The sequence below is a fragment of the Trueperaceae bacterium genome (genome assembly GCA_019454765.1).
GTDB lineage: Bacteria > Deinococcota > Deinococci > Deinococcales > Trueperaceae > JAAYYF01.
This window is the reverse complement of record JACFNR010000034.1, coordinates 1-26,617: the sequence shown is the minus strand read 5'-3', so window position 1 is coordinate 26,617 and position 26,617 is coordinate 1. Positions and strand designations below refer to the sequence as shown.

Below are 26,617 nucleotides of genomic sequence, written 5' to 3'. Positions count from 1 at the left end.
CAGGGCGCGCCGCAAGGCGGCACCGTCACCATCGCCCTGCCCGCCCAACCGGAGAGCCTCAACCCGATCCTGCCCGGCGAGCTCAGCTCCTCCATCGTCCAGGGGGCCCTGTTCGCGCCCCTCACCGCCCAGCACCCGGAGACGTTCGAGATCGTGCCCTACCTCGCCACGAGCTGGGAAGCCAACGCCGACGTGACCGCCTGGACCTTCCACCTCCACCCCGACGCCAAGTGGCACGACGGCGTGCCCCTGACCGCTCACGACGTCAAGTTCACCTTCGACCGCATCCTCGACCCGACCGAGAACGCCCAGAGCTACGCCGACGTCAAGCACGTCGAGCGGGTCGAGGTCGTCGACGAGCACACCGTCACCTTCCACCTCTCCCAGGTCGACGGGCTCTTCCCGGACCGCCTCGCGCTCGGCGCGCTGCAGCCGCTACCCCGCCACCTGTTCGAGAAGTACGCCAAGCTCGCCGATGCGGTGGAGCTCAACACCGCCAAGCCCGTCGGCAGCGGCCCGTTCAAGCTGGTCGGACTGCAGACCGGCTCCTACATCGAGCTCGCCGCCTTCGACGACTTCTTCCTCGGCAGGCCCAACCTCGACACGCTCGTCTTCTCGATCGTGCCGGACATGAACGTGCGCGTCGCCCGCCTCCGCGCCGGCGACATCGACTGGACCGACATCGAGCCCACCCACGCCGCCGCCCTCGCCAACGACAAGCGCGTCGAGGTCATCCCCGTGAGCTCGAGCCGCTACGCCGTGCTCGACTTCGCCTTCGAGGGCCCCTACGCGCCGCTCTTCGCGGACCCGCGCGTGCGCATCGCCATGGCGCACGCCATCGACCACGACCTCATCCTAGAGACCGTCGGTCTCGGCCGCGGCTGGAACATGAACGGCGCCTACATCCCGTTCGTGCTCTCCGAGATCCCCGCGCCCGACATCGAGCCGTACGCCTACGACCCGGAGCTGGCCAAGCGCATCCTGGCCGAGGCGGGCTGGACCGACACCAACGGCGACGGCACCATCGACAAGGACGGCCGCGAGTTCGCCTTCCCCCTCCTCGTCGACCGCGGCAACGTGCAACGCGAGCAGATCGGCCTCATCCTGCAGGACGAGTTCGAGGCGCTCGGGATGGACGTCGAGTACGTCGCCGCCGAGCGGACGGGCCGCTGGATCGAGGACACCCGCAACCGCGTCTTCGCCGCTCGCATGGCCGAGTTCCCCGTTCCCAACGTCGATTGGTTCCGGCGCATCTACACGAGCGACGGCCCCAACGCGCGCGGTTACGTCAACCACGAGGTGGACGCCCTGGTGCAGGCCGCCATCCAGACGAGCGACCGCCAGTTGCAGGGGCGGTACTACCAGCAGGCGCAGGAGCTGCTGCACGCCGACCCGCCCGTCGTGCCGTTCTTCCTCCGCGAGCAGCTGATGGCCGTCTCGACGCGGGTCGGCGGCGTCCCCAAGGGCGAGCTGAAGCTGTCGACCCCCTTCACGTACCTCCTCTACGTCGACTCGGGCAGGTGACGTGACGGACGTCGGGGGGAGGGCGGGTGCGCGACGCCGCCGAGGCCGAGGTAACGGGGGAGCGCCGTAGGTGGCGCGCTACCTGCTAGGCCGGGCGCTGGCCGCGCTGCTCGTGCTCTGGCTCGTGATCACGGCCACGTTCGTGATGATCCAGGCCGCGCCCGGGGGGCTGTCGATCCTGATGAACCCGAACATCTCCGCCGAGGAGGCGGCGCGCCTCGGGCGCAACCTCGGCCTCGACCGACCGGTGCACGAGCAGTACGTGCAGTGGCTCGGCAACTTCCTGCGTGGCGACCTCGGCGCCTCGCTCTCCTACGCGGGCCGGCCGGTCGGGGCCATGGTCGTGGAGCGGCTGCCGGCAACGCTCAAGCTCGGCCTCAGCGCGGCGCTGTTCGCGGTGGCCGTAGGGGTGCCGCTCGGGGTCGCCGCCGCGCGCCACCAGAACGGCTTCGTCGACCAGGCCGCCGGCGTGGTGTCGGGGACGCTCCTGGCCACGCCCAACTTCTGGCTCGGCATCCTCCTCATCGTGCTCTTCGCCGTGCAGCTCGAGTGGCTGCCGGCGTCGGGCATCCGCACCATCGGCTCCCGCGGCGGCGGCCTGGCGGATCAGCTCGCTCACCTGGTGATGCCCGCGGTGGTCCTCGGCACCTCGACCCTGGCGGAACTGACGCGCTACACGCGCTCCGCCTGGCTCGAGACCATGCGGCAGGACTACGTGCGCACGGCGCGCAGCAAGGGGCTGGCGCGCGGCGCCGTCGACCGCAAGCACGTCCTCAAGAACGCCCTCATCCCCGTCGTCACCGTGTTCGGCGTGGCGCTGCCCCGCCTCATAGGGGGCAGCGCCGTCGTCGAGACCCTGTTCAGCTGGCCGGGCCTCGGGCAGCTGGCCGTCGACGCGGCGCTGCGCCGAGACACGCCGCTCATCCTCGGCGTCACCGTCTTCGTGTCGCTGATGGTCGTGGTGTCCAACCTGGTGATAGACGCCACCTACCCGCTCCTCGACCCGAGGGTCCACTACTCGTGACGGCCCCGTCGCCGCGCCCCGGTGGGCGCCTGCGCCGCGGCCTGCAGCTCTGGTTCGCTCACCGCACCGCGTTCCTCGGCACGCTGTGGTTGCTCCTGGTGGTGGTGGCCGTCCTGGTCGGACCCCACCTCGGCCTGAGCGATCCCAACAAGATCGACCTGCGCAACACCTTCGCGCCACCCAGCTCCGAGCACTGGCTCGGCACGGACGAGAACGGCCGCGACGTGTTCGCGCGCCTGCTGGCCGGCGGGAAGGTGAGCCTGGCAGTGGGCTTCGCCAGCGCCGCCATCACCGTGCTGGTGGCCAGCCTCGTAGGGGTGGTGGCCGGCTACTACGGCGGGCTCGTCGACCAGGCGATCATGCGGCTCACCGACGGCTTCATGGCCATCCCCACCTTCTTCCTGCTCCTGATCATCGTCTCCATCTGGGGCTCGTCGCCCACCGTGCTGGTGCTGGCCCTCGCGCTGACGCGCTGGATGGGCGTCGCCCGCATCGTGCGCGCCGAGGTCCTGCGCTTCAAGCAGCAGGAGTTCGTCATGGCGGCGAGGGCCGCCGGCGTGGGGGAGGCGCGGCTGATGTTCAAGCACCTCCTCCCGCAGGCGGCGCCGTCGCTCATCGTCGCCACGTCGCTGCAGGTCGGCTTGGTGATGCTCGTGGAGGCCGGCCTCAGCTTCCTCGGGCTCGGCATCCTGCCTCCGCTCGCGTCGTGGGGCAACATGCTCACCGCGAGCCAGCACTACCTGTGGATCGCTCCGCGCCTCGCCGTCTACCCCGGCGTGATGATCCTCCTGGCCGTTCTCGCGCTCAACGCCGTCGGCGACGTCTTGCGCGACATCCTCGACCCGCGCCAGGGGAGCGACTGACATGACCATCCCAAGCGCATCGGAACGGCCCGCCGCCGGCGTGAGGGTGCTGCTGTCGCCGGCCGTCACCGCCTCACACGCGGCGGAGCTGGCAGACGCCTTCCCCGGCGTGACGTTCACGCCCCTCACCCCGCGGGCGGGCGTGCCCGCCGGCGCCGAGGACGCCGTGGCACTCCTGCGCGTCGGCCTCGGCAAACCGCAACTGAGCGCCGTGCTCGCCGCGGCCCCCGCCCTCAGGTGGGTGCACACGAGCACCGCCGGCTTCGACTGGGCGTGGGTGCCCGAGATCCCCGCCCGCGGCATCGCCCTCACGCGCTCCGCCGCCGCCTACGCCTACCCCATCGGAGAGTTCACCCTCGCCGTCGTGAGCGCGCTCGTGAAGGGCCTCCCCCTCTTCGCGGCGGCGCAACGCGAGCGGCGTTGGCTCGAGCACGAGCCGCTCGACCTCGCCGGCCTGCGCGTCGGCGTCATAGGCGCAGGCGCCATCGGGGCCGAGATCGCCTGGCGCGCAGCGGCGCTCGGCATGCGGCTGCGCGGCCTGAAGCGCCACCCGGCCCCGCTCGAGCACTTCGAGCACGTGCACGGCCCGGGCGAGCTCCTGGAGCTGCTCGGCTGGGCGCAGGTAGCTGTGGTCGCCTGCCCGCTCACGCCGGAGACGCGCGGCCTCGTCGGCGCCGCCGAGCTGGCCGCCATGCCTCGGGGGTCGTACCTCGTGAACGTGGCCCGCGGCGGGATCGTCGACGCCGGCGCGGTCGTGGTCGCCCTGGAGTCGGGGCACCTGGCTGGCGCCGCCCTCGACGCCTTCGACGTGGAGCCCCTACCCCCCACCGACCCGCTGTGGGAGGCGCCCAACCTGCTGATCACGCCCCACACCTCGTACAGGTCGCCAGGCAACCTCGCGCGCGTCGTGGCCGAGTTCCGCGCCAACCTGAGGCGCTTCCTGGCCGGCGAGGAGCTGGTCAACACCATGCGCCACCCGGAGCTCGGTTACTGAGCCCGGGCCGGAAGGGACCCAACCGTGACCGATTCGCCGCTCACCTCCTCGCCGCTACCGCACGACCCGCTCCACGAGCGGCCCAACCGCGGGTTCCACCCGCTCCTCGCCGAGGAGCAGCCGCACGTGTTCGTCGACGGCTGCATGCAGATCTGGCCCGACGCCGACCTGGCGTTCGCGCACCGCCTGGGCTGCGACGTCTTCGCCGTGACGGCGCTGGGAACGCAGGTCGGTCTCGACACCGCGCTCAGCGACCTGATGTACTGGCACGCGGCGGTGCGCCGCCACCCTAACCTGCGCATCGCTCTCGACGTGGCCGACATCCTGGAGGCGAAGCGGGAGGGGCGCGCGTGCCTCCTCCTCGCGTCGCAGGACGGCGAGTTCATCGGCGCCGCGCCGGAGCGGGTGGAGGCGTTCCAGCGCCTCGGGCTGCGGATGCTCATCCCCGCCTACAACCGCGACAACCTCCTATGCGGCGGGGTGCTCGAGCACACGGACGCGGGCCTGTCGGGGCTGGGCCGCGCCGTGGTGGCCGAGTGCGACAGGGTGGGGGTGGTGCTCGACCTGTCGCACGTGTCGCGCCGCGCGAGCCTCGAGATCGCCGAGGCGAGCGTCAACCCGGTCGTGTTCTCGCACGCCAACCCGAAGGGGCTGGTGGACAACCCGCGCAACGTCGACGACGAGCAGATCAGGGCCGTGGCGGCGCGAGGCGGGGTCATCGGCACCGTCAACTGGGGGCCGCTCGTCTTCAAGGCGGGCATGACGGCGCGACCCACCGTGCACGACTACCTCGATCACATCGATTACCTGGCCGACCTGCTCGGCACCACCGAGAACATCGGGATAGGGACCGACTTCAGCCTCGGCTCGTACCCGCGCCACGATCACGACAAGCACGGCCCGCACTACAAGACCGTGATGACGGAGATGAACAAGTACGTGACCACCTACTGGCGGGCCCCGGAGCGGTTCGTGGACGGCTTCGCGTGGTACCCGGAGATAGTGAGCGTGTACGGGCTGCTCCGGGAGCGTGGCTACTCGGAGGACGACATCGCCGGCATCGCCGGCGGGAACTTCCTGCGCGTGTTCGCGCGGGTCTGGCCGGGCCGCGCGGCGGTCGGCGGAGAGGATTGAGCGTGGCCATCGTAAGGGTGGAGATCTTCGAGCGGAGCCGGGAGGTGCGCGAGGCCATCATCCGCGGCATCACCGAGGTCATGGTCGCCAACGGCGCGAAGGCGGAGGGCACCGAGGTCATCATCTACGAGATCGCCCCGACGCACTGGGCGCGAGGGGGCGAGACGTTCGAGCGGCGCCTGGCGCGCGCCGAAGCGAACGGCTCGGCGTCCGACGCCGCCGTCGACGCGGCGACCGCGCCGGGCGGTGGGGGAGAGCGGCAGCCCGCCGGCGGATGACGACCCTGGCCGTGCTCGCGCCGACCCACTACCTGAGCGGCGACGGGGCGCTCGAGGAGGTGGGCCGCGTGGCGCTCGCGCTTGGCGGTGGGCGTGCGGGCGCCGGCGTCCTGCTCGTGCACGGCGGCGTGGGCCTCGACCTCGTGCGGCCCGGCGTCGAGGCCGCCCTCGAACGCGCCGGCCTGCGCCGAGCCGCCTACGCCGTCGACGGCCCGTGCCGCCCGGAGCTCGCCGCGGCGGCGGCGCGGGCGGCGCTCGGCGCGAGCCTGCTGGTGGGTGTGGGAGGAGGCCGCGTGCTGGACGTCACCAAGGCGGCGGCCGAGGCCGCCGGCCTCGCCTGCGTGCTCGTGCCCACCAGCCCGGCGACATGCGCCGCCGCCACCGCCGTCGTGGTGGAGTACACCCCCGCGGGCGCGTACGTTCGCAGCCGCCTCACGGCGCGGCCGCCCGCCTACGCCCTGGTCGACCCCGCCGTCCTGGCGGCCGCGCCCGACCGTCACCTCGCGGCCGGCCTCGTCGACGCCCTGGCTAAGGTCGTCGAGGTCCGCTTCGGCCTCGCCCGGACGGGAGGGGGCGGAGCCGGCGCGGTCGCCGCGCTCGCGCTCTGCGACGCGCTGGAGACGCTCGTGTTCGACGACGGCCCCGGCGCCGTGGCGGCTGGGCGCGACACTGCCAAGCGCCGCGAGGTGGCGGAGGCGGCGGTGCTGTGGCCGGGTCTCGTCGGCGCCCTGGCGGGCGAGGGCGCCAAGCTGGCGGCGGCCCACGCCGTGCACAACGCCCTCACCCTCGTCCCCGGGACGAGGAGCGCCCTGCACGGCGAGATCCTCGCCTTCGGCATCCTCGTCCAGCTCGCGCTGGAGGGCCGTGACGACGCCGAGATCGAGCGCCACGCGCGCCTGTTCGCCCGCTTGGGCTGCCCCATGACGTTGGCGGAGCTCGGAGCCGGCGCCTACCTCACGGATCCCGTCGTGAGCGCGGGGGTGCTAGCGCGGGCGCTCGACCTGCCCTCCATGCGCCTCAGCTTCCCGGGGATCGGGGAGCGCGAGCTGGCCGAGGCGTTCGCCGCGGCGCAGGCGGTGGGAACCGCCCTGGCGGGGTCGGCCGGCGCGGGCGTCAGCCGGCGGAGTGGTTGACGTACGCCGTGGTGGTGGTCGTGAAGAACTCGCGCGCCTGCGCGCCCTGCTCCCGCGGCCCGTAGCTCGAGCCCTTCAGCCCGCCGAAGGGCGCCTGGTACTCCTGGCCCGCGGTCGGCAGGTTGACCATGGTCATGCCAGCCTGCGCGTGCCTCTTGAAGTGCTCGGCGTGGCGGAGAGAGCCGGTCATGATGCCCGCCACCAGACCGTAGTCGCTGTCGTTGGTCACCGCCAGGGCCTCCTCGTAGTCGGCCACCCGGATGACCGCCGCCACCGGCCCGAACACCTCCTCCCGGTTGAGGCGCATGCTGGCCGTGGAACCCACGAAGAGGGCGGGGGTGAGGAAGTGCCCGCGCGTGCCCCTGGTCACGAGCTCGCCGCCGAGCAGGTGGCGGGCGCCCTCCTGGACGCCTATTCGTAGGTAGGCGAGGTCGCGCTCGAGCTGGGCGGCGTCCACCACCGGGCCGACGTCGGTGACGGGGTCGAGGGCCGGTCCGACGCGGAGGGCGCGCGTGCGGGCGGCCAGCCGCCCCACGAAGTCGTCGTGTATGGCGTCCGTGACGATCAGGCGGCTCGAGGCGGTGCAGCGTTGGCCGGTGGAAGCGAAGGCGCCGCTGGCGGCGTGGGCGGCGGCCAGGTCCAGGTCCGCGTCGTCCAGTACCACCAGGGCGTTCTTGCCGCCCATCTCCAACTGCGCCTTGGCGAACCGGACCGCGGTGGCGGCGGCGACGCGGCGGCCCACCTCCGTCGAGCCGGTGAACGTCACGGCGTCGACGTCCGGGCACGCCGTGATGGCCGCGCCCACTTCCTCGCCTCGCCCCATCACGAGGTTGAAGACGCCGGGCGGGAACCCGGCGCGGTCGAGGCAGGCGGTCAGCTCCCAGGCGCAAGCGGGCGTGAGTTCCGCCGGCTTGAAGACCACGCAGTTGCCGTAGGCCAGCGCCGGGGCGATCTTCCAGGCGGGGATGGCGATGGGGAAGTTCCACGGCGTGATCACTCCCACCACGCCCACGGGGCGACGGTGCACCTCGATCGCCACTCCCCGGCGGGCGCTCGGCAGGAGCTCGCCTCCCACCCGGAAGGCCTCGGCGGCGTAGAAGCGGAAGAGGTCGGCGGCGCGTCCGACCTCCGCGACCCCCTCGGCGCGGGTCTTGCCTTCCTCCCGGGAGAGGAGCTCGCCGAGCTCCTCGCGGCGGGCTGCGAGCTCCAGCGCCACGGCGTGGAGCAGGTCGGCGCGCTCGCCGGCGGGCACCGCCGCCCAGGCAGGCGCCGCCTCTCTGGCCGCCGCCGCCGCGTCGCGGACGTCGTCGGCCGTGCCCTCGGCGAAGACGCCGACGGGCGCGTCGAGGTCCGACGGGTCGTCGTTCACGCGGGCGGTGGCGCCGTCACGCCACTCGCCTGCGACGTAGTTCCTGTGGACCGTCATCTTCCCCTCCGGGCGACTGGGCAGCGAGGGGGGCCGGCGGCCGGCTCCCTCACGTGTCGAGTAGGAGTTCCGGAGGTCGCTGGAGCGCGCCGTGCCCCACCCCGTCGAGCAGTTGCCGCAACCGGGCGCGCGCCTCGTCGCTCAGGGTGAAGTTCAGCTCGAGCCGGCGCGACGGCTCGATGCCGAGGGCCTCGAGGTGGGGCGTGGCTCCGAAGGTATGGATGTAGGTGGCGCAGTCGGCGCCGATCACGTCGGCGCGCGGTGACAGCTCCGTGAAGACGGTCAGCCGCTTGAGGTCGAGCGGGCTGAACTGCGCCATCAGGTTGAGGGCGACGTTGACCGTGCGGGCCTCGGCCACGAGCGCGAGCTTGGCGGCCGGGTCGAGGGCGCGGAGGCGGGCCGTGGTGGCGGGGGTCAGCTGCGCCGTGATGCCGACCACCTCGACGTCGAGCCCCAGCTCGAGCAGGCGGGCCGTGACGGCGGGGGCGTGGGCCGGGAACGTGAAGGTGAAGAACGCCGTGCGGTACGCGTCCAGCACCCTGGCGGCGCCGTTCTCCACCTCCTCAAGCGTCAGGCTGTGCGCCTCGACCGTGAGCCCGGGCGGCAGCTCGGCGGCGACGAGGCGGGCGTACTTCTCCGCGCCGCGGAGCTCGGGCATGACGACGACGATGGGCAAGCTGCGCGGGCGCTGGGCGCGGCCGTAGAGGTACTGGCTGACGGTGGCGGCGTCGAAGCCGAGGGCGCCGGCGCGGTCGAGGAGGGAGTCGATGGCCTCCTCGAGTGCGCGCTGGCGGTGGGCGAAGCGCCCGGAGCCGTCGCCCACGGCGGCCACGTACGTGCCGCGCCCCCGCCGGCTCTCGATCAGCCCCTCGAGTTGGAGGGTTCGGTAGGCGAGGGCCACGGTGCCGGCGTTCACGACGAGCTGCTGGGCCAGCTCGCGCACGGACGGCAGGCGGTCGTCGGCGGCGAGGCCGCCGCTCGTGATCAGGTGCCTGATCTGGTGGACGAGCTGTAGGTAGAGCGGGACGTAGCCGTCCTCCGATAGGAGGAGGGGTAGGTGGGCCGGCTCGTGGCCGACTGCGTCCCCCGTCACCGTCGCGCCCGCGCCGACGCTTGAGATGCGCTGTTCATCTCGCTCCCTGGCATGGTGTATTATCCGACCGGTACGCTCAGCAATATACGTCACCGCGCCGGCCCTGGTCAACGGCGTGAGCGGGGTCGGTGGCGGCCGTTACACGGCCTCACCGGGCGACTCGGTTCCGCCCGGTGAGGCCGTGGTGGGCAGTGGCATCCGCCACAGCCGCGGAAGGGCCGGGCCCGTATCGTCCGCCCACCATGCCCCCTTCACGTCGCGTCGTCGCCATCTTCCTCGCCGCCACCTGCCTGGCCCTGGCCGGCTGCGCGCCGCGGCGCGCGGTCGCCGCCACAACCGCGCCACCCGCCGGCTACGGTCCGGTCGCCCAACGGATCCTCGAGCTCGTGAACGCGGAGCGCGCGCGGGGAGCCGTGTGCGGCGGCGAGAGGATGGCGCCGGCGGCGGCGCTGACGCTGGAGCCGCACCTGGTGGCCGCCGCTCGTGCCCACAGCGCGGACCAGGCGGGTCACGCCTTCATGGGTCACGTCGGCAGCGACGGCTCGCGTGTCGGCGACCGCGTGACGCGGGCCGGCTACCGCTGGTCGTTGGTGGCGGAGAACGTGGCCTGGAACCAGCCGACGCCCGAGGTGGTCGTGACGGCCTGGATGGGCAGCCCGGCGCACTGCTCGGCGATCATGCTCCCGGAGGTCAGGCACCTCGGGGCGGCCGAGGAGGAGCTCTTCTGGACGTTGGTGGTCGCGGCGCCGCTCTAGGCGGCCCGGCGGGGCCGGGGGCCCGGCGGGGCCGGGGGCCCGGCGGGGGCGAGGGCCCGGCGGGGCCGGGGCCAGGCGAGGCAGGGGGCCAGGCGAGGCCGGGGGCCGCGCTCAGGCGCTGTCGCGCTGACGGCCGTACACGGCCAGCAGCGCCACCAAGATGAGCCCGAAGACGATCATCTGGTAGGCCTCGCCGATGCGCATGGCGCGCAGGAGGCTCTCGGCCATGGTCAGGACGAGCGCGCCGGCCATGGTGCCAACGTACGAGCCGCGCCCCCCGGCCAAGACGGTGCCGCCGACAACGACGGCGGCGATGGACGGGAACAGGTAGGAATCGCCGAGGCTGAGGAAGACGCGCTGCGTGAAGCCGAGCAGCAGCACGCCGCCAAGGGCCGCCAGCAGACCGCTGAGGGTGTAGGTGATGACGACGGTAAGTGGCACGTTCACCCCGGACAGCCGGGCCGTGCTGCGGTTCACGCCGACCGCGAAGAGGCGCTTGCCGTACCCTGTGCGTTCCAGCAGCCCCCACATCAGAAGCGCCAGGAGCAACCACAGGTAGAGCACGCCCGGCAGGCCCAGGAGTCGCCCCGTCACGAGCTTGGCGAGGAGCGGCGGCACCCCGCCGGGGATGTCGCCCTGCGTGACGGCCAGGATGGTGCCCTTGACGACCCCGGCCATGCCGAGGGTCATCACCAGCGGCGGGATCGACAGGGCCACGATGCCGAGGCCGTTGACGAGACCGATGACGGCGCCCACGGCCAGAGCGACCGCGACCGCCGGCAGGAGCCGTTCGCTCGCCCCGCCCGACACCATGAACGTGAGGATGGCGCCCAGCGTGACGACGTTAGCGACCGACAGGTCTATCCCCTCGCCGCCCGAGATGATCACGAGCGTCTGCCCGGCGGCGATGATGCCAAGGAAGGCCGCCAGCCGCACGATGTTGATCGCCTGGTCGACGTTGAGGAAGCCCGGTTGCAGGACGCCGGCCGCGAAGAAGAGCAGCACGGAGAGCAGCAGCGCCACGACGGGTGGCGGCACGCGCGGCATCCTCGCCCTCATCTGGAGCCCCTCAGGCGCCTGACGAGGCCGGGCCCGGCCAGCGCGGCCAGGATGATGACCGCGTCGACGAGGGTCTGGTACCAGGTGGGGACGTTGGCGAACGTTATCAGGTTGCGGATGACAGTGAGGATGGCCACCCCGATGACGGCGCCCGTCACGCCCCCGGCGCCGCCGGCGAGTCGCGTGCCGCCGAGCACCACGGCGACGATGGACGGGAGCGTCATGGCGTCGCCGAGGCGCGCGTTGCCGGAGCCGGTGGACAGGGTGAGCATCGCGGCGGCGAAGGCGGCGAACACGCCCATGACGACGTAGCTGGAGAACCTGATCCAGCTGACGCTCACGCCGCTGGCCCGCGCCGCCGCGGCCGCGCCGCCGACGGCGTAGACGTGCTGCATGAAGCGCGTGCGCCTGAGGAGCCACCACACGAGGAGCAGCAGCGCCACGCCGTACGCGGCCGCCGGGACGCCGAAGGGCGCCGAGCGGTAGAAGGTGGTCAGGCCGCGGGGCAGCGCCCCGCCCGGGCGCGGCAAGACCGCCAAGGCGACGCCCGAGAAGAGGAACGAGGTGGCGTAGGTGGTCACGATCGGCTGCAGGCGCAGGTACGCCACGCAGACGCCGTTCACCGCGCCGGTGAGCGCGCCGACGGCCACGCCGACGGCCAGGCCCAGGAGGACCTCGGCCGGGCCGGAGTCGGGGGTGACGAGCGTGACCAGCAGGACGTTCACGAGCGACACCACCGCCCCGACGGAGAGGTCGATCCCGCCCGCCAGGATCACCACCGCCTGGCCGGCCGTCAGGACCATGAGCGGCAGCATCACCCGCAGGTTGCCGTTCAGTACACGCGGCTGGAACAGGTTCGGTTGCAGGAGGTAGTTGAGCAGTACCGCCAGCGCCAGCACCAGCAGCGGCACGAGGAAGGTCAGGTTGCGGAACCGCGCCGCGCCCGCCGGCGCCGCGCGCATCACCGGGCCCCCAGGGAGGCGGCCACGAGGCTCCCCTTGTCGAGCGTGGGGCCCGTGAGCTCGGCGGTGACGCGCCCGTCGTGCAGCACGACCACCCGCTCGCAGAGCCCGAGCAGCTCCGCGTCGTCCGACGACGTGAAGAGCACGGTGGTGCCGTCCGCCTGCAGGCGCGCGAGCAGCCTGTAGAACTCCTCCTTCGCCTCGACGTCGATGCCCTTGGTCGGGTCGTCGAGCAGCAGGAGGCGCGGGCGTCTGAGGAGCCACTTGCCTATGACGATCTTCTGGGCGTTGCCGCCCGAGAGGGTGGAGACGTTCGCGTCGAGCCCCGCCAAGCGCACGTTGAGGTCGCTCGCCACCATCTGCGCGTCCTTGCGGGCGGCGCCGACCCGCAAGGGCGTCCCGTACCGCTCCCAGTTCGGGAGCTGGAGGTTCTCGAGGATCGGTCTCACGGCCAGGAGCCCGTCGCGGTTCCTGTCACCCGGCACGTACGCGATGCCCGCCCGCACCGCCTGGCGCGGCGAGGCGACGCGCACGCGGCGGCCGTCCAACTCCACGCTGCCCCGGTGCGGCGCCGCCCCGAACAGGGCCAAGAGCAGCCGGCTCTGGCCCTGACCCTGCAGACCCCCTAGGCCGAGCAGCTCGCCCGCGCCCACCTCCAGGTCGAGTGGCGCGAGGATCCCGCTGGCGAAGCCGCGCAGGCGGAGGGCGGGCTCCCGTGCGGCGCGGTCGACCGCGGCGCGGGGGCGCGCCTCGTCGAGGAGCAGTGCCCCAGCCTCGCCACCACCCGTCATGAGCTCCACCAGCTTCCGCTCCGCCGTGCGGCGGTCGTCGCCGCCGCGGAGCTGGAGCTGACCGACGGTCGCCCCGTCACGCAGCACGACGGCCCGGTCGGCCACGCGGAATATCTCGTCCATGCGGTGGGAGACGAACACGAGCCCCAGACCTTGGTCGCGCCACCCCGCCATCAGCTCGAACAGCCTGTCGACCTGCCGCCCGTCGAGCGAGGCCGTGGCCTCGTCGAGGATGAGGGCGCGCGGTTGCCGCGACAAGGCCTTGACCACCTCGACCAGTTGTCGTTCGCTCGGTGGAAGGTTGCCGACGACCGTGCCGGGTGTCACCGGCACGGTGAACACGCCGGCGAAGCTCTCGAGTAGCTCGGCGGTGCGGTGCTGCATGAGGCGGCGGTCGAGGCCGCCCAGCCGCGTCGGCTCGTTGCCGAGGAAGACGTTCTCGGCGACGGTGAGGTCCGGCACGAGCGAGAGCTCCTGGTAGACGGCGCTCACGCCGAGCCGGCGGGCGTGTTCCGGCGACGTGACCGGAGCGGTGGTGCCGTCGAACTGCAGCTGCCCGCCGTCGGGGCGGGTCATGCCCGTGATCACCTTCCCGAGGGTGCTCTTGCCGCTACCGTTCGCGCCCAGCAACGCGACGACCTCGCCGGGGTGGATCTCGACGTTGCCGTCCACCAGCGCGCGAACGGCGCCGTATCGCTTGGCGACGTTCCGTGCGCTGATGAGTGGTGCCCTCTTCAGCGGCGTCGACCTGCGGTTGTCTTGATGGAAGGCGGATTCTGGCATGTGACGGGAGAGAGGGGGCGGCCGCCGGCCCGGGCCGTGAAGCCGAGCCGGCGGGCCGCCCCTTCGAGCGCTGCGCCTTACTGCATGAACGCCGCGGCGTCCTCCTGCGTGATGATGCCGTCCATGGCGTAGCTGTCGGGCTTGTCGGCGTACTCGGCGAGCGCCGCGGCCAGGCCGTCCTGGGTGATGACGAACGGGATGGGGACGTAGAGGGTGTTGCCGAAGGTGCCGCCGAGCTGCGACTCGTCGACCTTGCGGCCCTGCAACAACTCGAGGGCGACGCGCAGGCCGCTGGACGCGATCCCCGGAGGGTTCACGACCGCGACGGAGCTGAAGCCGGGGTGCTCCTTGCTCGTCTCGTCCCAGAGTCGCAGGTAACCGGCGTACGCTTCGCCCGTCATGATGGGGAACGGCGTGGGGTTGGCGGCGCGGACGGCCGTGAGGATCCCTTGCGCCATGCCGTCCTGGGTGAGGATGCCGTCGATGCCGGGCAGGGAGGCGAGCATGTCGGACGCCACGCGCTGGCCCGTGGCCTGGTCCCAGCCGCCCGACTCGCGACCCACGATCTTGATGTCGGGGTAACCGGAGAGCACGTCCATGACGCCGGCCATGCGGTCCTCGTTGGCGGGGTGGCCGACGAAGCCCTCGATGATCACGATGTTGCCCTTGCCGCCGAGCGCCTCGGCGAGCCAGCGGGCGTTGGTGGCGCCCCACTCGCGCTGGTCGATGACCACGTTGTAGGCCCCCTGCGCGCTGACCTCCTGGTCGATGGCGATGACGACGACGCCCTCGTCGACGGCCTCCTCGAGGGCGAGGTTGAGGGCCTGCTGGTCGTTGGGGTTGACGATGATGGCGTCGACGCCCTTGTTGAGCAAGTTCTGGATCTGCTGGATCTGGCCCTGGACGTCGACGTCGGCGTTCTCGAAGACCAACGTGACATCGATCCCCTGCTCGGACTTGATGGCTGCGGCCGTGCGCTCGAGGTCTTGGACCATGAGCGTGCGCCACTCCGAGCCCACGAAACCGTTGGAGATGCCGATGGTGTAAGACTGCGCGGCGGCTGCCGCGAGCAACAGGGTGCCGGTGATGGTGAGCAGAAGACGTCTCATCAGTTTCCTCCTCCTACGGGTTTACTCCGTGCACATTCTAGGCCGCGGTGCGGCCGAGTGCGCGCGCCGCCCGTCCGTCGGCGTCACGGGGGCGCCGTCAGCCCCCGTGACGCATCACGGCTCGCAGGTAGGCGCCCGAGGCGCGCAGCGCCTCCTTGCGCCCCTCCAGGTCGCCCTCGAACGCCCTGTCCTCCACCTCGATCACGACGGGGCCGTCCCAGCCCACGTCGGTCAGGGTCCTGAAGAACGCGGGCCAGTCGATGTCGCCGAGGCCGGGGATCTTCGGGACGTGCCAGCCGAGCCCGAGGTTGCCGCGGCGGTAGAGGAGCTCGGCATCGACGCGCTCGTCCTTGAGGTGCACGTGCACCAGCTTGTGCGCGAAATCACGAAGGGCGCGGTCGATGTCGATGCCCTGCCACACTAGGTGCGACGGGTCGAAGTTCAGCCCCAGGTTGTCGCTCGGCAGGCGCCTGAAGAGCTCCTCCCACACCTCGGGCGAGACGGCGAGGTTCTTGCCGCCGGGCCACTCGTCGAGGCTGAAGAGCATGGGGCAGTTCTCGATACCCAGCCTCACACCGGCGCCCTCCGCGCGCGCCACCAGCGGCCGCCACACCTCCTCGACCCGCTCCCACTGCGCCGCGATCGGGAGGCGAGGGTCGCGCCCGATGAAGGTGTTGACGACGCCCACACCCAGCAGCGCCGCGGCGTCGATGACGCGCTCGAGGTGCGCGACGTAGGTGGCCCGCTCACGTTCGTCGGGCGCGAGCGGGTTCGGGTAGTAGCCGAGCCCGCTGATGCCAACGCCGTAGCGGGCGCACAGCTCCTTGACGCGCGCGGCGTCGTCGGGACCGAAGCCGGCCACGTCGATGTGCGTCACGCCGGCGTAGCGCCGCTGGTCGCCGGCGTCGACGGGCCAACACATGACCTCGAGCCAGCGGAAACCCTCCTGAGCGGCGAACTCGAGGACCTCCTCCAACGTCAGGTCGGGGAGGATGGCGGTGGCGAAACCGAGCTGCATGGTGGCGCTCCTTCCTTGCGACGACGAGCGTCGGCTCACTCAAGCTTGCCACGCCACGCGCGGCCCGGGCCGGGACCCGGGCGGCGTACCCCTCGGGTTGACGGTCAGGTCGGGGCGCGCCGGCCGGACTGGTCGTCCACCGTGCTCGCCGCCGCTGCGCGCCGCCCCGGCAGGGTGGTGGCCGCGAGCAGCGCCGCCACCACGGCCGCGCCGGCCATGCCGTATAGGACCCGGTGGAAGCCGAGGGTGAAGGCGCCACCTACCGCGTCACGCGCCACCGCCGCCTGCCGGGGCGTCAACTCGGGGGGCAGGGCCATGCCGGCGAGGTCGTTCCTGGCGGCGAGGAGCGCCTCCTGGGCGGGCTGCGGCAGGTCGGAGGCCGGCAGGGTCGCGGCGAGGTCGGCGGCGAATGTCGCCAGCATCACGAGGCCCAGCACCCCGATCGCGAGCAGCCCCGCCACGCGCGACACCGCGTTGTTGATGCCAGACGCCGTGCCGGCCAACTCGTCGGGCGCGGCGGCCATGACCGTCGTCGTGAGGGGTGCCACGAGCAGCGCCATGCCCGCCCCCATCACGATCATCGGCACCGTCACGGCCACGAGGAACGTGGGCGCGTCGCCCAGCGTCACGAACATGACCAGTGCCGCCGCCGTCAGGAGCGCGCCGCCGCCCACCGGGGCGCGGGGGCCGACGCGGTCGTACAGGCGGCCCGACCAGCTCGAGGCGACGAGCAGGAGCAGCACCAACGGCAGGCCGGCGGCTCCTGCCGCGGTCGCGGAGAAGCCCCGCACCTGGATCAGGAACATGGGGAGGAAGAACATCAGGCCGGCAAGGTTCGCGTACAGCAGCAGGGTGATCACGTTGATGCCGCTGAACACGCGTGAGCGGAACAGCTCGAGCGGCACCATCGGCCCGGCCGAGCGCGCCTCGACCAGGACGAACGCGGCCAGGAGCGCCAGGCCACCGAGCCCGGTGACCACGATGACGGGGTCGGTCCACGAGCGCGCCGACGCTTCCAGCAGCGCGTAGACGGCGCCGCCGAGGCCCAGGGTGACGAGCGCGGCGCCGAGGTAGTCGAGCCGGCCGCCGGCGCGCGCGTCGCGGCTCTCCCGCACGTGCCGCACGGTGACGTAGATCGCCGCCGCCGCCAACGGGACGTTGATGAAGAAGATCCAGCGCCACGAGAACGTGTCGATGAGCCAACCGCCAAGGATGGGTCCCGCCGCCGCGGCGATGGCGGAGAAGGCCGACCAACTCCCGATGGCGCCGCCGCGTTGCCCCTTGGGGAAGCTCGCGTTGATGAGGGCGAGGCTCCCCGGCGTCAGCAGGGCCCCGCCCACGCCCTGCAGTGCGCGCCCGACGATGAGCTGCGTCACGTTGGCGGCAAGGCCGCACCACACGGAGGCGAGGGTGAACCAGACCATGCCGACGACGAACGTGCGCTTGCGGCCGAGGTGGTCGCCTAGCGACCCACCGAGCATGAGGAGCGCCGCCAGGAACAGGGTGTAACCGTTTATCACCCACTGGACGTCGATCACGCTCGCGCCGAGCGACGCCTGCAGGGCGGGGAGTGAGACGTTCACGGTCGAGCCGTCGAGGAACACCATGCTGGAGCCAAGCACGGCCGCCAGCACCACCCAGTTACCGGGTGGAGCGGCTCTCGCCTTGGGTCGTCGCATGCCTCAGCATGCGCTCATATCGTTCAGGCGGCGGTGACGCCGCGCTCCTCGAAGGCGAGGAGCCGCAAGGCGTTGGCCACGACCACCAGCGTGCTCGACTCGTGGATCGCGACGGCGACGCCTATCCCCGCCAGGCCGAGGAGCGCGCTCGGCACGAGCAGCGCGATGACTCCGAGGCTCACGGCCAGGTTCTGGACGATCATGCGGCGGCTGGCGCGCGACAACGACACGGCGTACGGCAGCTTGGTCAGGTCGTCGGCCATGAGGGCGATGTCGGCCGTCTCCAGTGCCACGTCGCTGCCGGCGCCGCCCATGGCGATCCCGACGTCGGCGACGGCCATCGCCGGGGCGTCGTTGACGCCGTCACCGACCATGATCACCCGCTGGGAGGCCGCCTTGAGCTCGAGGACGACGCGCGCCTTGTCTTCCGGCAGCAGGCCCGCGCGCACCTCGTCGAGGCCGAGTTCGGCCGCCACCGCCCGGGCCACGCGCTCGTCGTCGCCCGTGAGCATCACCAGGCGCTTCACGCCGAGGCGCCGCAGGCGCGCCAGCGCGGCGCGCGCGGCGGGGCGCGGCTCGTCGCGGAGCGCGAGCACGCCCGCCAGGCGCGGACCGGCGGCGCTTGGCTCGGCGGCGCTCGCCGCGGCGGCGCCCTCCGCCACGAACACGGTCGTCTTGCCCGCGTTCTCTAGCGCCGCCGCGGCGGCCTCCGCCTCCGCGGACACGGGGACGCCGGCCGCCAGCATGTGCGCGCGGTTGCCGAGCAGGACGGTCGAGCCGTCGACACTGCCGCTGACGCCCCGGCCGCTGAGCTCCTCGAAGCGCGTGACCTCGCCCGCGGCCGCGCCCCGACGTTCGGCGCCTGCGAGGATGGCGCGCGCGAGCGGGTGGGCGCTGCGGCTCTCGAGGCTCGCCGCCAGGCGCAGGAGGCGCGCCTCGTCGGCGTCCAGCGCGACCACGTCGGTGAGTTCGGGCGCGCCCGTCGTGAGGGTGCCCGTCTTGTCGAAGACCACCACGTCGGCCCGACCCGCGTTCTCGAGGTGGGCCCCGCCCTTGATCAGGACGCCGCGGCGGGCGCCCCGCGCGATGCCGGCGAGCACGGCCGACGGCGTGGCGAGCGCCAGGGCGCAAGGGCTCGAGGCGACGAGCAGGACCATGGCCCGCATGAAGCTCGTGTGGAACGGCACGCCGAATAGGGGCGGCAGCGCGATCAGCAGCGCGGTCGCGCCGAGGACGATGGGGGAGAAGGTGCGCTGGAAGCGGTCGGTGAAGCGCTGGGTGGGCGCCCTGGCGCCCTGCGCGGACTCCACGGCCTTGATGACCCGCGCGAGGGTCGTGTCCTCGGCGGCCCTGGTCGTCTCCACCTCGAGCGCGCCGGCCTGGTTGATGGTGCCCGCGTACACGTTGCTGCCCACACCCTTCCGAACGGGCATGCTCTCCCCGGTGATGGGCGCCTGGTCGACGTGGCTCGCGCCCCTCACGACGCGCCCGTCGGCCGGGACCCGCTCTCCGGGCCGAACGATCACCAGCTCGCCGACGGCCAGGTCGGCGAGCGGCACCTCGACCTCACGGTCGCCGCGGCGCACGCGGGCGCTCTTGGGCGTCAGGTCGGCCAGGGCACGGATGGCGTGGCGGGCGCGGTCCATGGCGAGGTGCTCGAGCGCGTGCCCGAGGCTGAAGAGGAACAGGAGGAGCGCTCCCTCGGCCCACGCGCCGAGGCTCGCGGCGCCCAGCGCGGCCACGACCATGAGCAGGTCGATGTCGAACCTGGCCGCCGCCATGGCCCGCACGGCGTGGTTGGTGGCGTGCCACCCGCCGGCGGCGTAGGCGACGAGGTAGGCGGCCAACCAGGCCCAGGCGGGGACCCCGGCCCGTTGGGCCACGAAACCCACGAGGAGCGCCGCGCCGGCCACGAGGCTCAGTTTGAGGTCGGCGCCGGGCTTGAACCGTCCCGGGGCGCCGTGCGAGACGCCGTCGGGCTCGTGAGGTCCACCTGCCGGCGCGGCCCGCGCTTCGACGCCCGGGCCGGACAGGACGCGGTAACCGAGCCCCTCGATCTGCGCCACCAGCTTGGCGGGGGCGGCCACCTCCCTGTCGAGCGTGACCGTGAGCTTCTCGGCGGCGTAGCTGGCGTCGGCGTCGAACACGCCGCTCAGGCGCGATGTCACCGCCGCGACCTTGGCGGCGCAGTCGCCGCAGTGCAGGCCCGCGAGGCGGTACTCGGCGTGCTCGTACCGGCGGCCCACGGCGGTGGCGGCGGCGCCCGCCAGGCGCGCCAGCTCGGCGGTCGAGAGCGCGCCCTGGTCGTAATCGACGCTCACGTGCGCCCTGCCACCCGCGCGCTCGAGTCGCGCGGCCGTCACGCCGTGCAGGGCGGCGATCGCCGCTGTCAACTGGGTGGTGCAGGCGTCCTCGAGAGGCGCGTGGCCGGGTAGGAGCCGCTGCAACTCGAGCGTGGCGGTCGACATGTGGCGCCGGACCTCCCGGCCGACGCCACACTATATATGACGATCCGTTCATATGACCAGCGGGGGTCACCGGCGACCGTCAGACCTCCTGGCTGTGGAGCAGGACGCCCTCGAGCATGGCCGCCACGTGCTCGTCTGCCAACCGGTAGTAGACGTGCCGTCCCCGGCGCGTCGACTCCACCAGGCGCGCCGCCCTCAGCGTGCCCAGCTGGTGGCTCACCGCCGACTGCTCCAACCCCAACGCGTCGACGATCTGGTGCACGCACACCTCGCCCAGCCGCAGGAGCGCCAGGATGCGCAGGCGGGTGGGATCCGCGAACCCCTTCGCCAGGCGCACGGCCTCCTCGACGGTCGGCGCGGGCAGGACGGCGGCGGCCAGCTCGGCCGGGCTCAGGTGACACTGGTCGCCGGCCGGCGGTACCTCCATGCCGGCGCTCACGGCGCCCCGCCCGCCGGCCGGGCACGCAGGAGCCCGTCGTCCGCCCGGCCGATGTAGCGCAACACCCCCGGGTCGCCAAGGTTCACGGTGCGCTTGACGAGGCCGAGGCCCAGGAGGCCCGCGTGGAAGTCGACGCTCGCCTGCACGTCGCTCGTGATCCCCGTCACGTGGTGGACACCCGTCATGCCCGAGAGCTTACCGGAGGCCGGAGGGCCTCAGCCGGCGCTCGCGCAGGTCCGCGTAAGCGATGCCGAGCGAGCAGGCGACCACGAGCACGATGGCGGCGAAGCCCGTCATGAACGCCACCGACCAGTCGCTCCGGGCGAGGGTGGCGAAGGCGACGGCCGTGATCACGGCGATGCCCACCGAGGTCCCGATGCGTTGGCCCGTCTGCATGATGCCGCCCGAACTGCCCGCGTACTCGAGGGGCACGTCCGCTAGCGTGAGCGTCTGGTTCGGGCTGATGACCGAGCCCTGGCCGATGCCGAGGAAGCTCAGCGTGAGGAGCAGCCACCACTCGCTGGCGAGCCCGCGCGAGCGCAGCCACACGACGACGATGCTGGTCAGGAGGCCGAACAGCGCGCTGTACATGCCGACGATCACGACCTTGCGGCCGTGCCTGATCACGTTGCGCCCCGCCAACAGCGCCGAGAACGCCGACAACACCGCGCTGGGCAGCCCCATGAGCCCAGTCTCGAGCGCCGTGCGGCCGAGCCCGTCCTGCAGGTACATGGCCACCAACACCCACACGCTGGTGATGCCCACGAAGTAGACCGTGATGAGGAGCGCGCCGTTCGCGAAGCTGCGGACGCGGAAGATGCCCAGGTCCACCATGGGGCGGCGGCCGCGGCGCTTCTCGCGCCGCTCCCACCACAGCCACACGCCCACCAGGGCCGCGCCGATCGGGACCGCCAGCCACAACGCCGTCGCCTGACGCCCCTCCACGAACGGCAGGAGGAGGGCGAGGACGGCCAGGCCAAGGAGCACCGCGCCGACAGGGTCGAGGTGGCGGTCTTCGCCTTGCCCCTGGCCGGCGCCCGGCTGGTTCCTGTTCAGCAGGGGTCGCGGGAACCAGAGCAGCGCCAGCACGACGGCGACGACCCCCACCGGCACGTTGACGAAGAACGTCCAGCGCCACCCGTGCAGCGGCCCGCCCGCCGCGATGAGGAGGCCGCCCAGCAGCGGGCCGACGGCCACGGATACGCCCACGGCCGCGCCGAAGATCGCGAAGGCCCGCGCCCGCTCCGCGCCGCGGAAGTACTGCTGCACCATCCCGACGACCTGCGGGCTGATGAGACCCGAGCCGACGCCCTGCAACGCGCGGGCCACGTTGAGGAGGGTGGCGTCGTGGGCCAGGCCCGCCGCCGCCGACGACGCGGTGAACAGGGCCACCCCCACCACGAACAGCGGGGCTCGGCCGTAGATGTCGCCGGCGCGCCCCGCCGTCACCAACCCCACCCCGAAGGTGAGCGCGTAACCGGAGAGCACCCACTGGAGCTGCGAATCGGTCGCTCCCAGCCCCAACTGGATGGACGGCAGCGCCACGTTGACGATGCTCACGTCGATGAGCGACATGAACAGCACCACCGACAACACGGCGAGGGTGCGCCACCTGTGCGGGTCGGGGACGTAGGCGTCGGGTGGGCGGGTGCCAGCTAGCACCCTTGATGCTATCGCACGCTCGCTGCCGGTCCGTGACGCGCGCAGCGCGCGCCGGGGCGCGCTAGGGCGCGTCAGGCCCGGCCCAGCGCGGCGTCCAGCTCGGCGACGACGCGGTCCGCGTCCTCGGTCGTGAAGGGTAGCGGCGGCTTGATCTTGATGACGTTCGCGTGGGGCCCGTCGGTCGAGAGGAGTATGCCGCGGTGCCGCAGGGCCTCGACCGCCTCGCGCGCGCGGGTCGTGGCGGGCTCGAGCGTGGCGCGGTCCGTCACCAGCTCCACGCCGATGAAGAGCCCCTCGCCCCGCACGTCGCCGATCAGCTCGTGGCGCCCTTGCAGGGCGCGCAACCCGTTGACGAGGTGCCGCCCGACCGTGAGGGCGTGCTCCTGGAGGCGTTCCTCGGCGATCACGTCGAGGACGGCCAGCCCCACCGCGCACGAGACCGGGTTGCCGCCGAAGGTGTTGAAGTACTCCATGCCGGTCTCGAACGACGCTGCGACCTCGGGGGTGGTGACCACCGCCGCCAGCGGGTGGCCGTTGCCGATCGGCTTGCCCATGGTGACGATGTCGGGCGTGACCCCCTGCAGCTCGAAGGCCCAGAACCGCTCGCCCACGCGCCCGAAGCCTACCTGCACCTCGTCGGCGATGCAGACGGCCCCGGCAGCCCGCGCCGCCTCGTACGCGCCCCGCAGGTAACCCTGGGGGAACACGACCTGACCGCCGCAGCCGGAGATCGATTCGGCCAGGAACGCGGCCGGGCGCCGCCCCGCGGCCCGCACCGCGTCGGCCGCCGAGGCGACGTCGGCCGCGTAGGCTCGACCGGCGGCCTCCGTGTACCCCCTGTGCTCCCCGCGGTACGGGTCGGGGAGGCGGACGACCTGGGTGGTGGCGGGCCGCCCCTCCCCGCCAGGGCCGGCGAACTTGTAATGGCTGACGTCGATCAGCGCCTGCGTGTGCCCGTGGTAGGCGTGCTCGAGGGCGATGACGTCGCGCCCGCCCGTGTGGGCCCGCGCCAACCGCAGCGCCAGCTCGTTGGCCTCGCTGCCCGAGTTCACGAAGTAGCAGACGCTGAGCGGCTCCGGCAGCGTGGCGGTGAGCCGCATGGCGTACTCGACGATCGCGTCGTGCAGGTAACGCGTGTTCGTGTTGAGCTCCGCCATCTGGAGTCGACCGGCCTCGACCACGCGCGGGTGGCAGTGGCCGACGTGGCAGACGTTGTTGACGCAATCGAGGTAGGCGTTGCCCGCCTGGTCGAAGAGGTACTGCCCCTCGCCCCTGACGATCTTGAGGGGGTCGCGGTAGCTCACGCTGAGGCCGCGGCCAAGGTGGTCGCGGCGCGCCGCCAGGAGCTCCTGCGGGGTGCGGACGGGCAGGGGCGTCACCGGTCGCCACTGACGGCGAGCAGCGCGGCCATGAACTCGTGGCGGGGCGGGTCGCCCGCCGCCAACCGCTCCAGCAGCCGCCACGCGGGCGCCTCGGAGACGCTGAGGTACGGGTCGTCGGGCCTGAGCGCCTGCTGGTGCGCGCTCAACACGACGCTGAGCGTGAGGCGCAACCGGATGAGATCGAAGAGCACGTGCAGCTCGGCCTCGCGGAGCGGGTAGGCGGCGTGATACCCCTCGACGAGCGCCACCGCCACCGCCAGCGGGTCGGGGCGGTCGAGCATGAGGTAGGCGGCGGCGTGAGCGACCTCGCAGGCCGTGTACGACTCGAGCATGTCGCCGAAGTCGAGGATGGCGCTCACCTGTCCGTCTTCCAGCAGGAGGTTGTGGTCGTTGACGTCGTTGTGCACGAGGCTGTGGCGCACCTCGGGCAGCCGCGGTCGGGCGTGTGCCTCGTACCCGGCGAGGGCGTTCATGATCAGCGCGCGCCGCTCGGCGCCGGCCACCCGGTGGACGTGCTTGCGGATCACGGTCGGCGCCGACTGCGCCGACCAGACCAGCCGCCGCCTCGCGGCCGGTTGCGGGTTGCGCGCCAGCACGGCGTCCATCTGGCCCAGCACGCTCCCAAGGTCGTGCAGCGCCCGCGGCGGCAGGGCCGCGGCGGTCGCTGCGGGCTCGCCCGCCATGAAGCGCGTGACCCACACGATGTGCCGTTCGCCGCCCGACCCGGCGCCCTTCCCGCTCGGGGGCGGGACGCTCACCTGCGCGTACGCGTCGCCCTCCACCGTCGGCACGAGGGTGGGGAAGACCCGCCGCGGCACCTCCCGCAGCAGGTGGAAAACGCGCGCCTGGGCCGCCACGAACTCCGGGTCCTCGTCGCGGTGGAAGACCTTGAGCACGTGTGCCCCGCCCCCCGCGCCGTCGAGCTTGAAGTTCTGGTCGCGCTCGCTCGGTAGCCTGGAGGCGCGCCCGACGATGCCGAAGCGCTCGCGCGCGATCTCCGCTGCTCCCGCGAGGCTCAGCCGCGACTCAACGCCCACGGCCACTCAGCTCGAGGCGCCAGGCGGCCCACCTGGCGTCGTCGTGAACCGACACGGTCCCGACGGCCACGCTCGTGCGGGACGCCAGGGTCTCGAGCGCCGCGACCACCGCGTCCATCACGCGCAGGGCGTCGTCGTAGGTGGGCGTGGCGGCCTGCTCGGCCGAGCCCCCGGCCGGGTACCGCACGGCGTGGCGCTCCGCCGCGTCAGCCAGGCTCACGGCGCCCAGCCAGATGGCGCCGGCGACCGGGCCGGATGCGAGGTCGACCACGGCCGCGGCGCCGTCCAGCAGGCTGCGCACGTCGACGACCGAGTAGCCGACGACGTCGCCGGGTGCGCTGTGGACGGACTCGAGGGCGCGCGCCACGCGGCCGGCGGGCGCCGGGGAGGTGGGCCACTCGTCGAGCGCCGCCAACAGGCTCGCCGTTGGGGTGCCGATCAGCAGGTGGCCGTGCGCCACGGCGATGCCGACGTCGAGGCTCGGCGCCGCCCTCACCCGCAGGTAGTCGACGCCGCCGTGCGACGCCTCGCGCACCGAGAGCCCCCCATCGACGAGCGCGGCGCCCGCCGGACTGCGCGCCCACGGTGCCGCGCGGGCGGCGCGCCGAAGGTCGGCGAGCGCGGCGAGCCAGAGGTCGACCGCGCGCCTGGCGGCCGCCTCGGACGCGACCGGCACGGCCGTGAGCGTGGGCGGACCCAGGACCCAGTCGCGCAGGTCGGTGCCCAGCACGCCCGTCGTAACGCGGTACCAGGCGCCGGCGGGCAGATCGAGCAGCGCCGCTCCGAGGTCGAGTCCGAGCGACTCCGCCGCGGCGCCGCGCAGCGTGACGACCTCGCCTCCGAAGAGGCCGGCGGCCGAAGCGTCGGCCAGCCAGCTATCGACCCACGCTTCCAACGCGGCGGGGCGCAGGGCGCCCGCCACCACCGATACCGCCGAGGCGGGCAGGTACGGGGCCCGCCCCAGGGAGCAGCCGGCGCAGCCGAGGAGCGCGAGCAGCTCGTGTTCTCCCGCCGCTGCGGCCAGCGCGGCGTCCCACGGCGCGACCGCCTGCGCCAACACGCCGCCATCGTCGACCGTGATGCCGATGGCGACGCCGCCGAGCGCCAGCAGGGTGGTCTTGGCGCGTTCCGCGAGGCGGGCGACGCCGGCCTGCCCCCCACGCGCGGCGTTGCCGGGCACCAGGTCGGCCAGGGCCGTGGCGTTAAGCGTGATGGCGATGGCGCTCGGTTCGAGCTGCGCCGCGTAGCGCCCGACGCGGGTGTCGGCCAGCGAGCGCTCCCCCGATCCCGCCGCGCGCCGCAACCCGGCCCTCAGCAGGTCGGGGTCGGTGGCGGCGAGCAGCAGCCCGCCCTGCGCCGCCGCGAAGAAGGGGTCGCTCGTCGGGGTGGAGAGCCGGTAGATGGCCGTCGTGTCCTGGTCGCCGTGACGGCGCCCGTCGAAGCAGGCGACGAGCGCGGCGAGCAGCCGCGCGCTCTGGGCCCGGCTGCCCGGCAGGAGCGCCGCGAGGGCGCCGGGGCGCGGGTTGGCGCGGCTTAGCGTCACCCCGAGCGCGGCGCTCCAGGAGTCGCCGTCGGCCAGCTCGCCGAGTTCGCCCGCCAGTTCCGGGCACGCCTCGGTGAACTCGGCGTGCAGGTCGCGCCGCGCGGGGAGGTGGGGCGAGGCCGGTCCGCCCGGAACGCCCGACGCGACCAGCTCGGCGAAGGCCGCGACCGCGCCCGCCGCGGCCGGGTCGACGAGGTCCGCGAAGAGGGCCTCCAGCGTCGTGGCGTCCGCGTTGCCGGGCGCCACCTCCACGGCCAGCACCGTGGTGTCGGGGAGAAGAGTCGCCAGCGGCTGCGCCGCGGCGGCCCACGCCACCACGAGCGTCCACGCGGCGGCCATGGCGGCACTATGGCGTCGTCTCATGCCACGAGGGTAGCGCACCGACGAGGCCGGCGGCGAGCGGCGCCGCGCCGCGCCCGCGCCCCGCCGCGCTCGCGCCCGCGCGGCGCCGCGCCACGTCC

At 73.2% G+C, this 26,617-nt stretch carries 21 protein-coding genes and 1 pseudogene; 8 read left to right on the top strand and 14 right to left on the bottom strand.

Going from position 1 to position 26,617, the window contains the following annotated elements; genetic code table 11:
• The 7 genes from H3C53_09760 to H3C53_09730 form a co-directional block, all read left to right on the top strand.
• A partial coding sequence (locus H3C53_09760; GenBank protein MBW7916949.1) for a hypothetical protein occupies positions 1-1,524 on the top strand: 1,524 nt, incomplete at its 5' end.
• Positions 1,525-1,594: 70 nt separating this feature from the next.
• Positions 1,595-2,548 carry an ABC transporter permease gene (locus H3C53_09755; protein ID MBW7916948.1) on the top strand — a complete coding sequence of 318 codons (954 nt, stop codon included), beginning with the start codon at positions 1,595-1,597 and terminating at the stop codon, positions 2,546-2,548.
• Positions 2,545-3,411, top strand: coding sequence for an ABC transporter permease (locus H3C53_09750; protein ID MBW7916947.1), 867 nt, complete (start codon positions 2,545-2,547; stop codon positions 3,409-3,411). Before H3C53_09755 ends, H3C53_09750 begins: the two co-directional genes overlap by 4 nt.
• A gap of 1 nt (position 3,412) precedes the next feature.
• Positions 3,413-4,405 carry a D-2-hydroxyacid dehydrogenase gene (locus tag H3C53_09745; protein MBW7916946.1) on the top strand — a complete coding sequence of 331 codons (993 nt, stop codon included), beginning with the start codon at positions 3,413-3,415 and terminating at the stop codon, positions 4,403-4,405.
• A 24-nt stretch (positions 4,406-4,429) separates the two neighbouring features.
• A complete protein-coding gene (locus H3C53_09740; protein MBW7916945.1) occupies positions 4,430-5,539 on the top strand; it encodes a membrane dipeptidase in 1,110 nt (369 codons plus the stop codon).
• Positions 5,540-5,541: 2 nt separating this feature from the next.
• The gene (locus H3C53_09735; GenBank protein ID MBW7916944.1) at positions 5,542-5,817 is read left to right on the top strand and encodes a tautomerase family protein; all 276 of its coding nucleotides are present in this window, start codon (positions 5,542-5,544) and stop codon (positions 5,815-5,817) included.
• Entirely contained in the window at positions 5,814-6,950 is a 1,137-nt protein-coding gene (locus tag H3C53_09730) for an iron-containing alcohol dehydrogenase (GenBank protein ID MBW7916943.1), read from the top strand. Before H3C53_09735 ends, H3C53_09730 begins: the two co-directional genes overlap by 4 nt.
• Here the strand turns inward: H3C53_09730 and H3C53_09725 are convergent.
• The gene (locus tag H3C53_09725; protein ID MBW7916942.1) at positions 6,931-8,376 is read right to left on the bottom strand and encodes an aldehyde dehydrogenase family protein; all 1,446 of its coding nucleotides are present in this window, start codon (positions 8,374-8,376) and stop codon (positions 6,931-6,933) included. The genes H3C53_09730 and H3C53_09725 overlap by 20 nt on opposite strands.
• 49 nt (positions 8,377-8,425) lie before the next feature.
• The gene (locus H3C53_09720; GenBank protein ID MBW7916941.1) at positions 8,426-9,469 is read right to left on the bottom strand and encodes a GntR family transcriptional regulator; all 1,044 of its coding nucleotides are present in this window, start codon (positions 9,467-9,469) and stop codon (positions 8,426-8,428) included.
• A 242-nt stretch (positions 9,470-9,711) separates the two neighbouring features.
• Between H3C53_09720 and H3C53_09715 the strand changes: the two genes are divergently transcribed.
• The gene (locus H3C53_09715; GenBank protein ID MBW7916940.1) at positions 9,712-10,224 is read left to right on the top strand and encodes a CAP domain-containing protein; all 513 of its coding nucleotides are present in this window, start codon (positions 9,712-9,714) and stop codon (positions 10,222-10,224) included.
• 111 nt (positions 10,225-10,335) lie between these two features.
• Here H3C53_09715 and H3C53_09710 read toward each other — a convergent pair whose 3' ends face one another.
• From H3C53_09710 to H3C53_09655, 12 genes and pseudogenes are all read right to left on the bottom strand, one after another.
• Positions 10,336-11,271, bottom strand: a complete 936-nt coding sequence (locus H3C53_09710) for an ABC transporter permease (GenBank protein MBW7916939.1) — start codon at positions 11,269-11,271, stop codon at positions 10,336-10,338.
• 8 nt (positions 11,272-11,279) lie between these two features.
• The gene (locus H3C53_09705) at positions 11,280-12,245 is read right to left on the bottom strand and encodes an ABC transporter permease (GenBank protein ID MBW7916938.1); all 966 of its coding nucleotides are present in this window, start codon (positions 12,243-12,245) and stop codon (positions 11,280-11,282) included.
• Positions 12,245-13,819, bottom strand: a complete 1,575-nt coding sequence (locus H3C53_09700) for a sugar ABC transporter ATP-binding protein (protein MBW7916937.1) — start codon at positions 13,817-13,819, stop codon at positions 12,245-12,247. Before H3C53_09700 ends, H3C53_09705 begins: the two co-directional genes overlap by 1 nt.
• A 77-nt stretch (positions 13,820-13,896) precedes the next feature.
• Positions 13,897-14,928: a substrate-binding domain-containing protein gene (locus H3C53_09695; protein MBW7916936.1), complete on the bottom strand. Its 1,032-nt coding sequence runs from the start codon at positions 14,926-14,928 to the stop codon at positions 13,897-13,899.
• Positions 14,929-15,025: 97 nt separating this feature from the next.
• Positions 15,026-15,946 (bottom strand): sugar phosphate isomerase/epimerase, encoded by a 921-nt coding sequence (locus H3C53_09690; GenBank protein ID MBW7916935.1) that lies wholly within the window; start codon positions 15,944-15,946, stop codon positions 15,026-15,028.
• Positions 15,947-16,050: 104 nt separating this feature from the next.
• The gene (locus H3C53_09685) at positions 16,051-17,625 is read right to left on the bottom strand and encodes a DHA2 family efflux MFS transporter permease subunit (protein MBW7916934.1); all 1,575 of its coding nucleotides are present in this window, start codon (positions 17,623-17,625) and stop codon (positions 16,051-16,053) included.
• 23 nt (positions 17,626-17,648) lie between these two features.
• On the bottom strand, positions 17,649-20,093 hold the full coding sequence (gene cadA, locus H3C53_09680) for a cadmium-translocating P-type ATPase (GenBank protein ID MBW7916933.1): 2,445 nt from the start codon (positions 20,091-20,093) through the stop codon (positions 17,649-17,651).
• 79 nt (positions 20,094-20,172) lie between these two features.
• The gene (locus H3C53_09675; protein MBW7916932.1) at positions 20,173-20,520 is read right to left on the bottom strand and encodes a helix-turn-helix transcriptional regulator; all 348 of its coding nucleotides are present in this window, start codon (positions 20,518-20,520) and stop codon (positions 20,173-20,175) included.
• A gap of 8 nt (positions 20,521-20,528) precedes the next feature.
• Entirely contained in the window at positions 20,529-20,717 is a 189-nt protein-coding gene (locus tag H3C53_09670; GenBank protein ID MBW7916931.1) for a VOC family protein, read from the bottom strand.
• A 10-nt stretch (positions 20,718-20,727) separates the two neighbouring features.
• Positions 20,728-22,194, bottom strand: coding sequence for an MFS transporter (locus tag H3C53_09665; GenBank protein ID MBW7916930.1), 1,467 nt, complete (start codon positions 22,192-22,194; stop codon positions 20,728-20,730).
• A 71-nt stretch (positions 22,195-22,265) separates the two neighbouring features.
• Positions 22,266-24,619: pseudogene (locus H3C53_09660) on the bottom strand (aminotransferase class III-fold pyridoxal phosphate-dependent enzyme).
• Positions 24,603-26,519 (bottom strand): hypothetical protein, encoded by a 1,917-nt coding sequence (locus H3C53_09655; protein MBW7916929.1) that lies wholly within the window; start codon positions 26,517-26,519, stop codon positions 24,603-24,605. Before H3C53_09655 ends, H3C53_09660 begins: the two are co-directional and overlap by 17 nt.
• Positions 26,520-26,617: the final 98 nt, after the last annotated feature.

Excerpts from the sequence above, each read along its gene's own strand:
- H3C53_09745 (MBW7916946.1), top strand. The coding sequence starts at position 3,413 with ATGACCATCCCAAGCGCATCGGAACGGCCCGCCGCCGGCGTGAGGGTG.
- H3C53_09730 (MBW7916943.1), top strand. The coding sequence starts at position 5,814 with ATGACGACCCTGGCCGTGCTCGCGCCGACCCACTACCTGAGCGGCGAC.
- H3C53_09725 (MBW7916942.1), bottom strand. The coding sequence starts at position 8,376 with ATGACGGTCCACAGGAACTACGTCGCAGGCGAGTGGCGTGACGGCGCC.
- H3C53_09715 (MBW7916940.1), top strand. The coding sequence starts at position 9,712 with ATGCCCCCTTCACGTCGCGTCGTCGCCATCTTCCTCGCCGCCACCTGC.
- H3C53_09710 (MBW7916939.1), bottom strand. The coding sequence starts at position 11,271 with ATGCCGCGCGTGCCGCCACCCGTCGTGGCGCTGCTGCTCTCCGTGCTG.
- H3C53_09705 (MBW7916938.1), bottom strand. The coding sequence starts at position 12,245 with ATGCGCGCGGCGCCGGCGGGCGCGGCGCGGTTCCGCAACCTGACCTTC.
- H3C53_09700 (MBW7916937.1), bottom strand. The coding sequence starts at position 13,819 with ATGCCAGAATCCGCCTTCCATCAAGACAACCGCAGGTCGACGCCGCTG.
- H3C53_09695 (MBW7916936.1), bottom strand. The coding sequence starts at position 14,928 with ATGAGACGTCTTCTGCTCACCATCACCGGCACCCTGTTGCTCGCGGCA.
- H3C53_09690 (MBW7916935.1), bottom strand. The coding sequence starts at position 15,946 with ATGCAGCTCGGTTTCGCCACCGCCATCCTCCCCGACCTGACGTTGGAG.
- H3C53_09685 (MBW7916934.1), bottom strand. The coding sequence starts at position 17,625 with ATGCGACGACCCAAGGCGAGAGCCGCTCCACCCGGTAACTGGGTGGTG.
- cadA (MBW7916933.1), bottom strand. The coding sequence starts at position 20,093 with ATGTCGACCGCCACGCTCGAGTTGCAGCGGCTCCTACCCGGCCACGCG.
- H3C53_09675 (MBW7916932.1), bottom strand. The coding sequence starts at position 20,520 with ATGGAGGTACCGCCGGCCGGCGACCAGTGTCACCTGAGCCCGGCCGAG.
- H3C53_09670 (MBW7916931.1), bottom strand. The coding sequence starts at position 20,717 with ATGACGGGTGTCCACCACGTGACGGGGATCACGAGCGACGTGCAGGCG.
- H3C53_09655 (MBW7916929.1), bottom strand. The coding sequence starts at position 26,519 with ATGAGACGACGCCATAGTGCCGCCATGGCCGCCGCGTGGACGCTCGTG.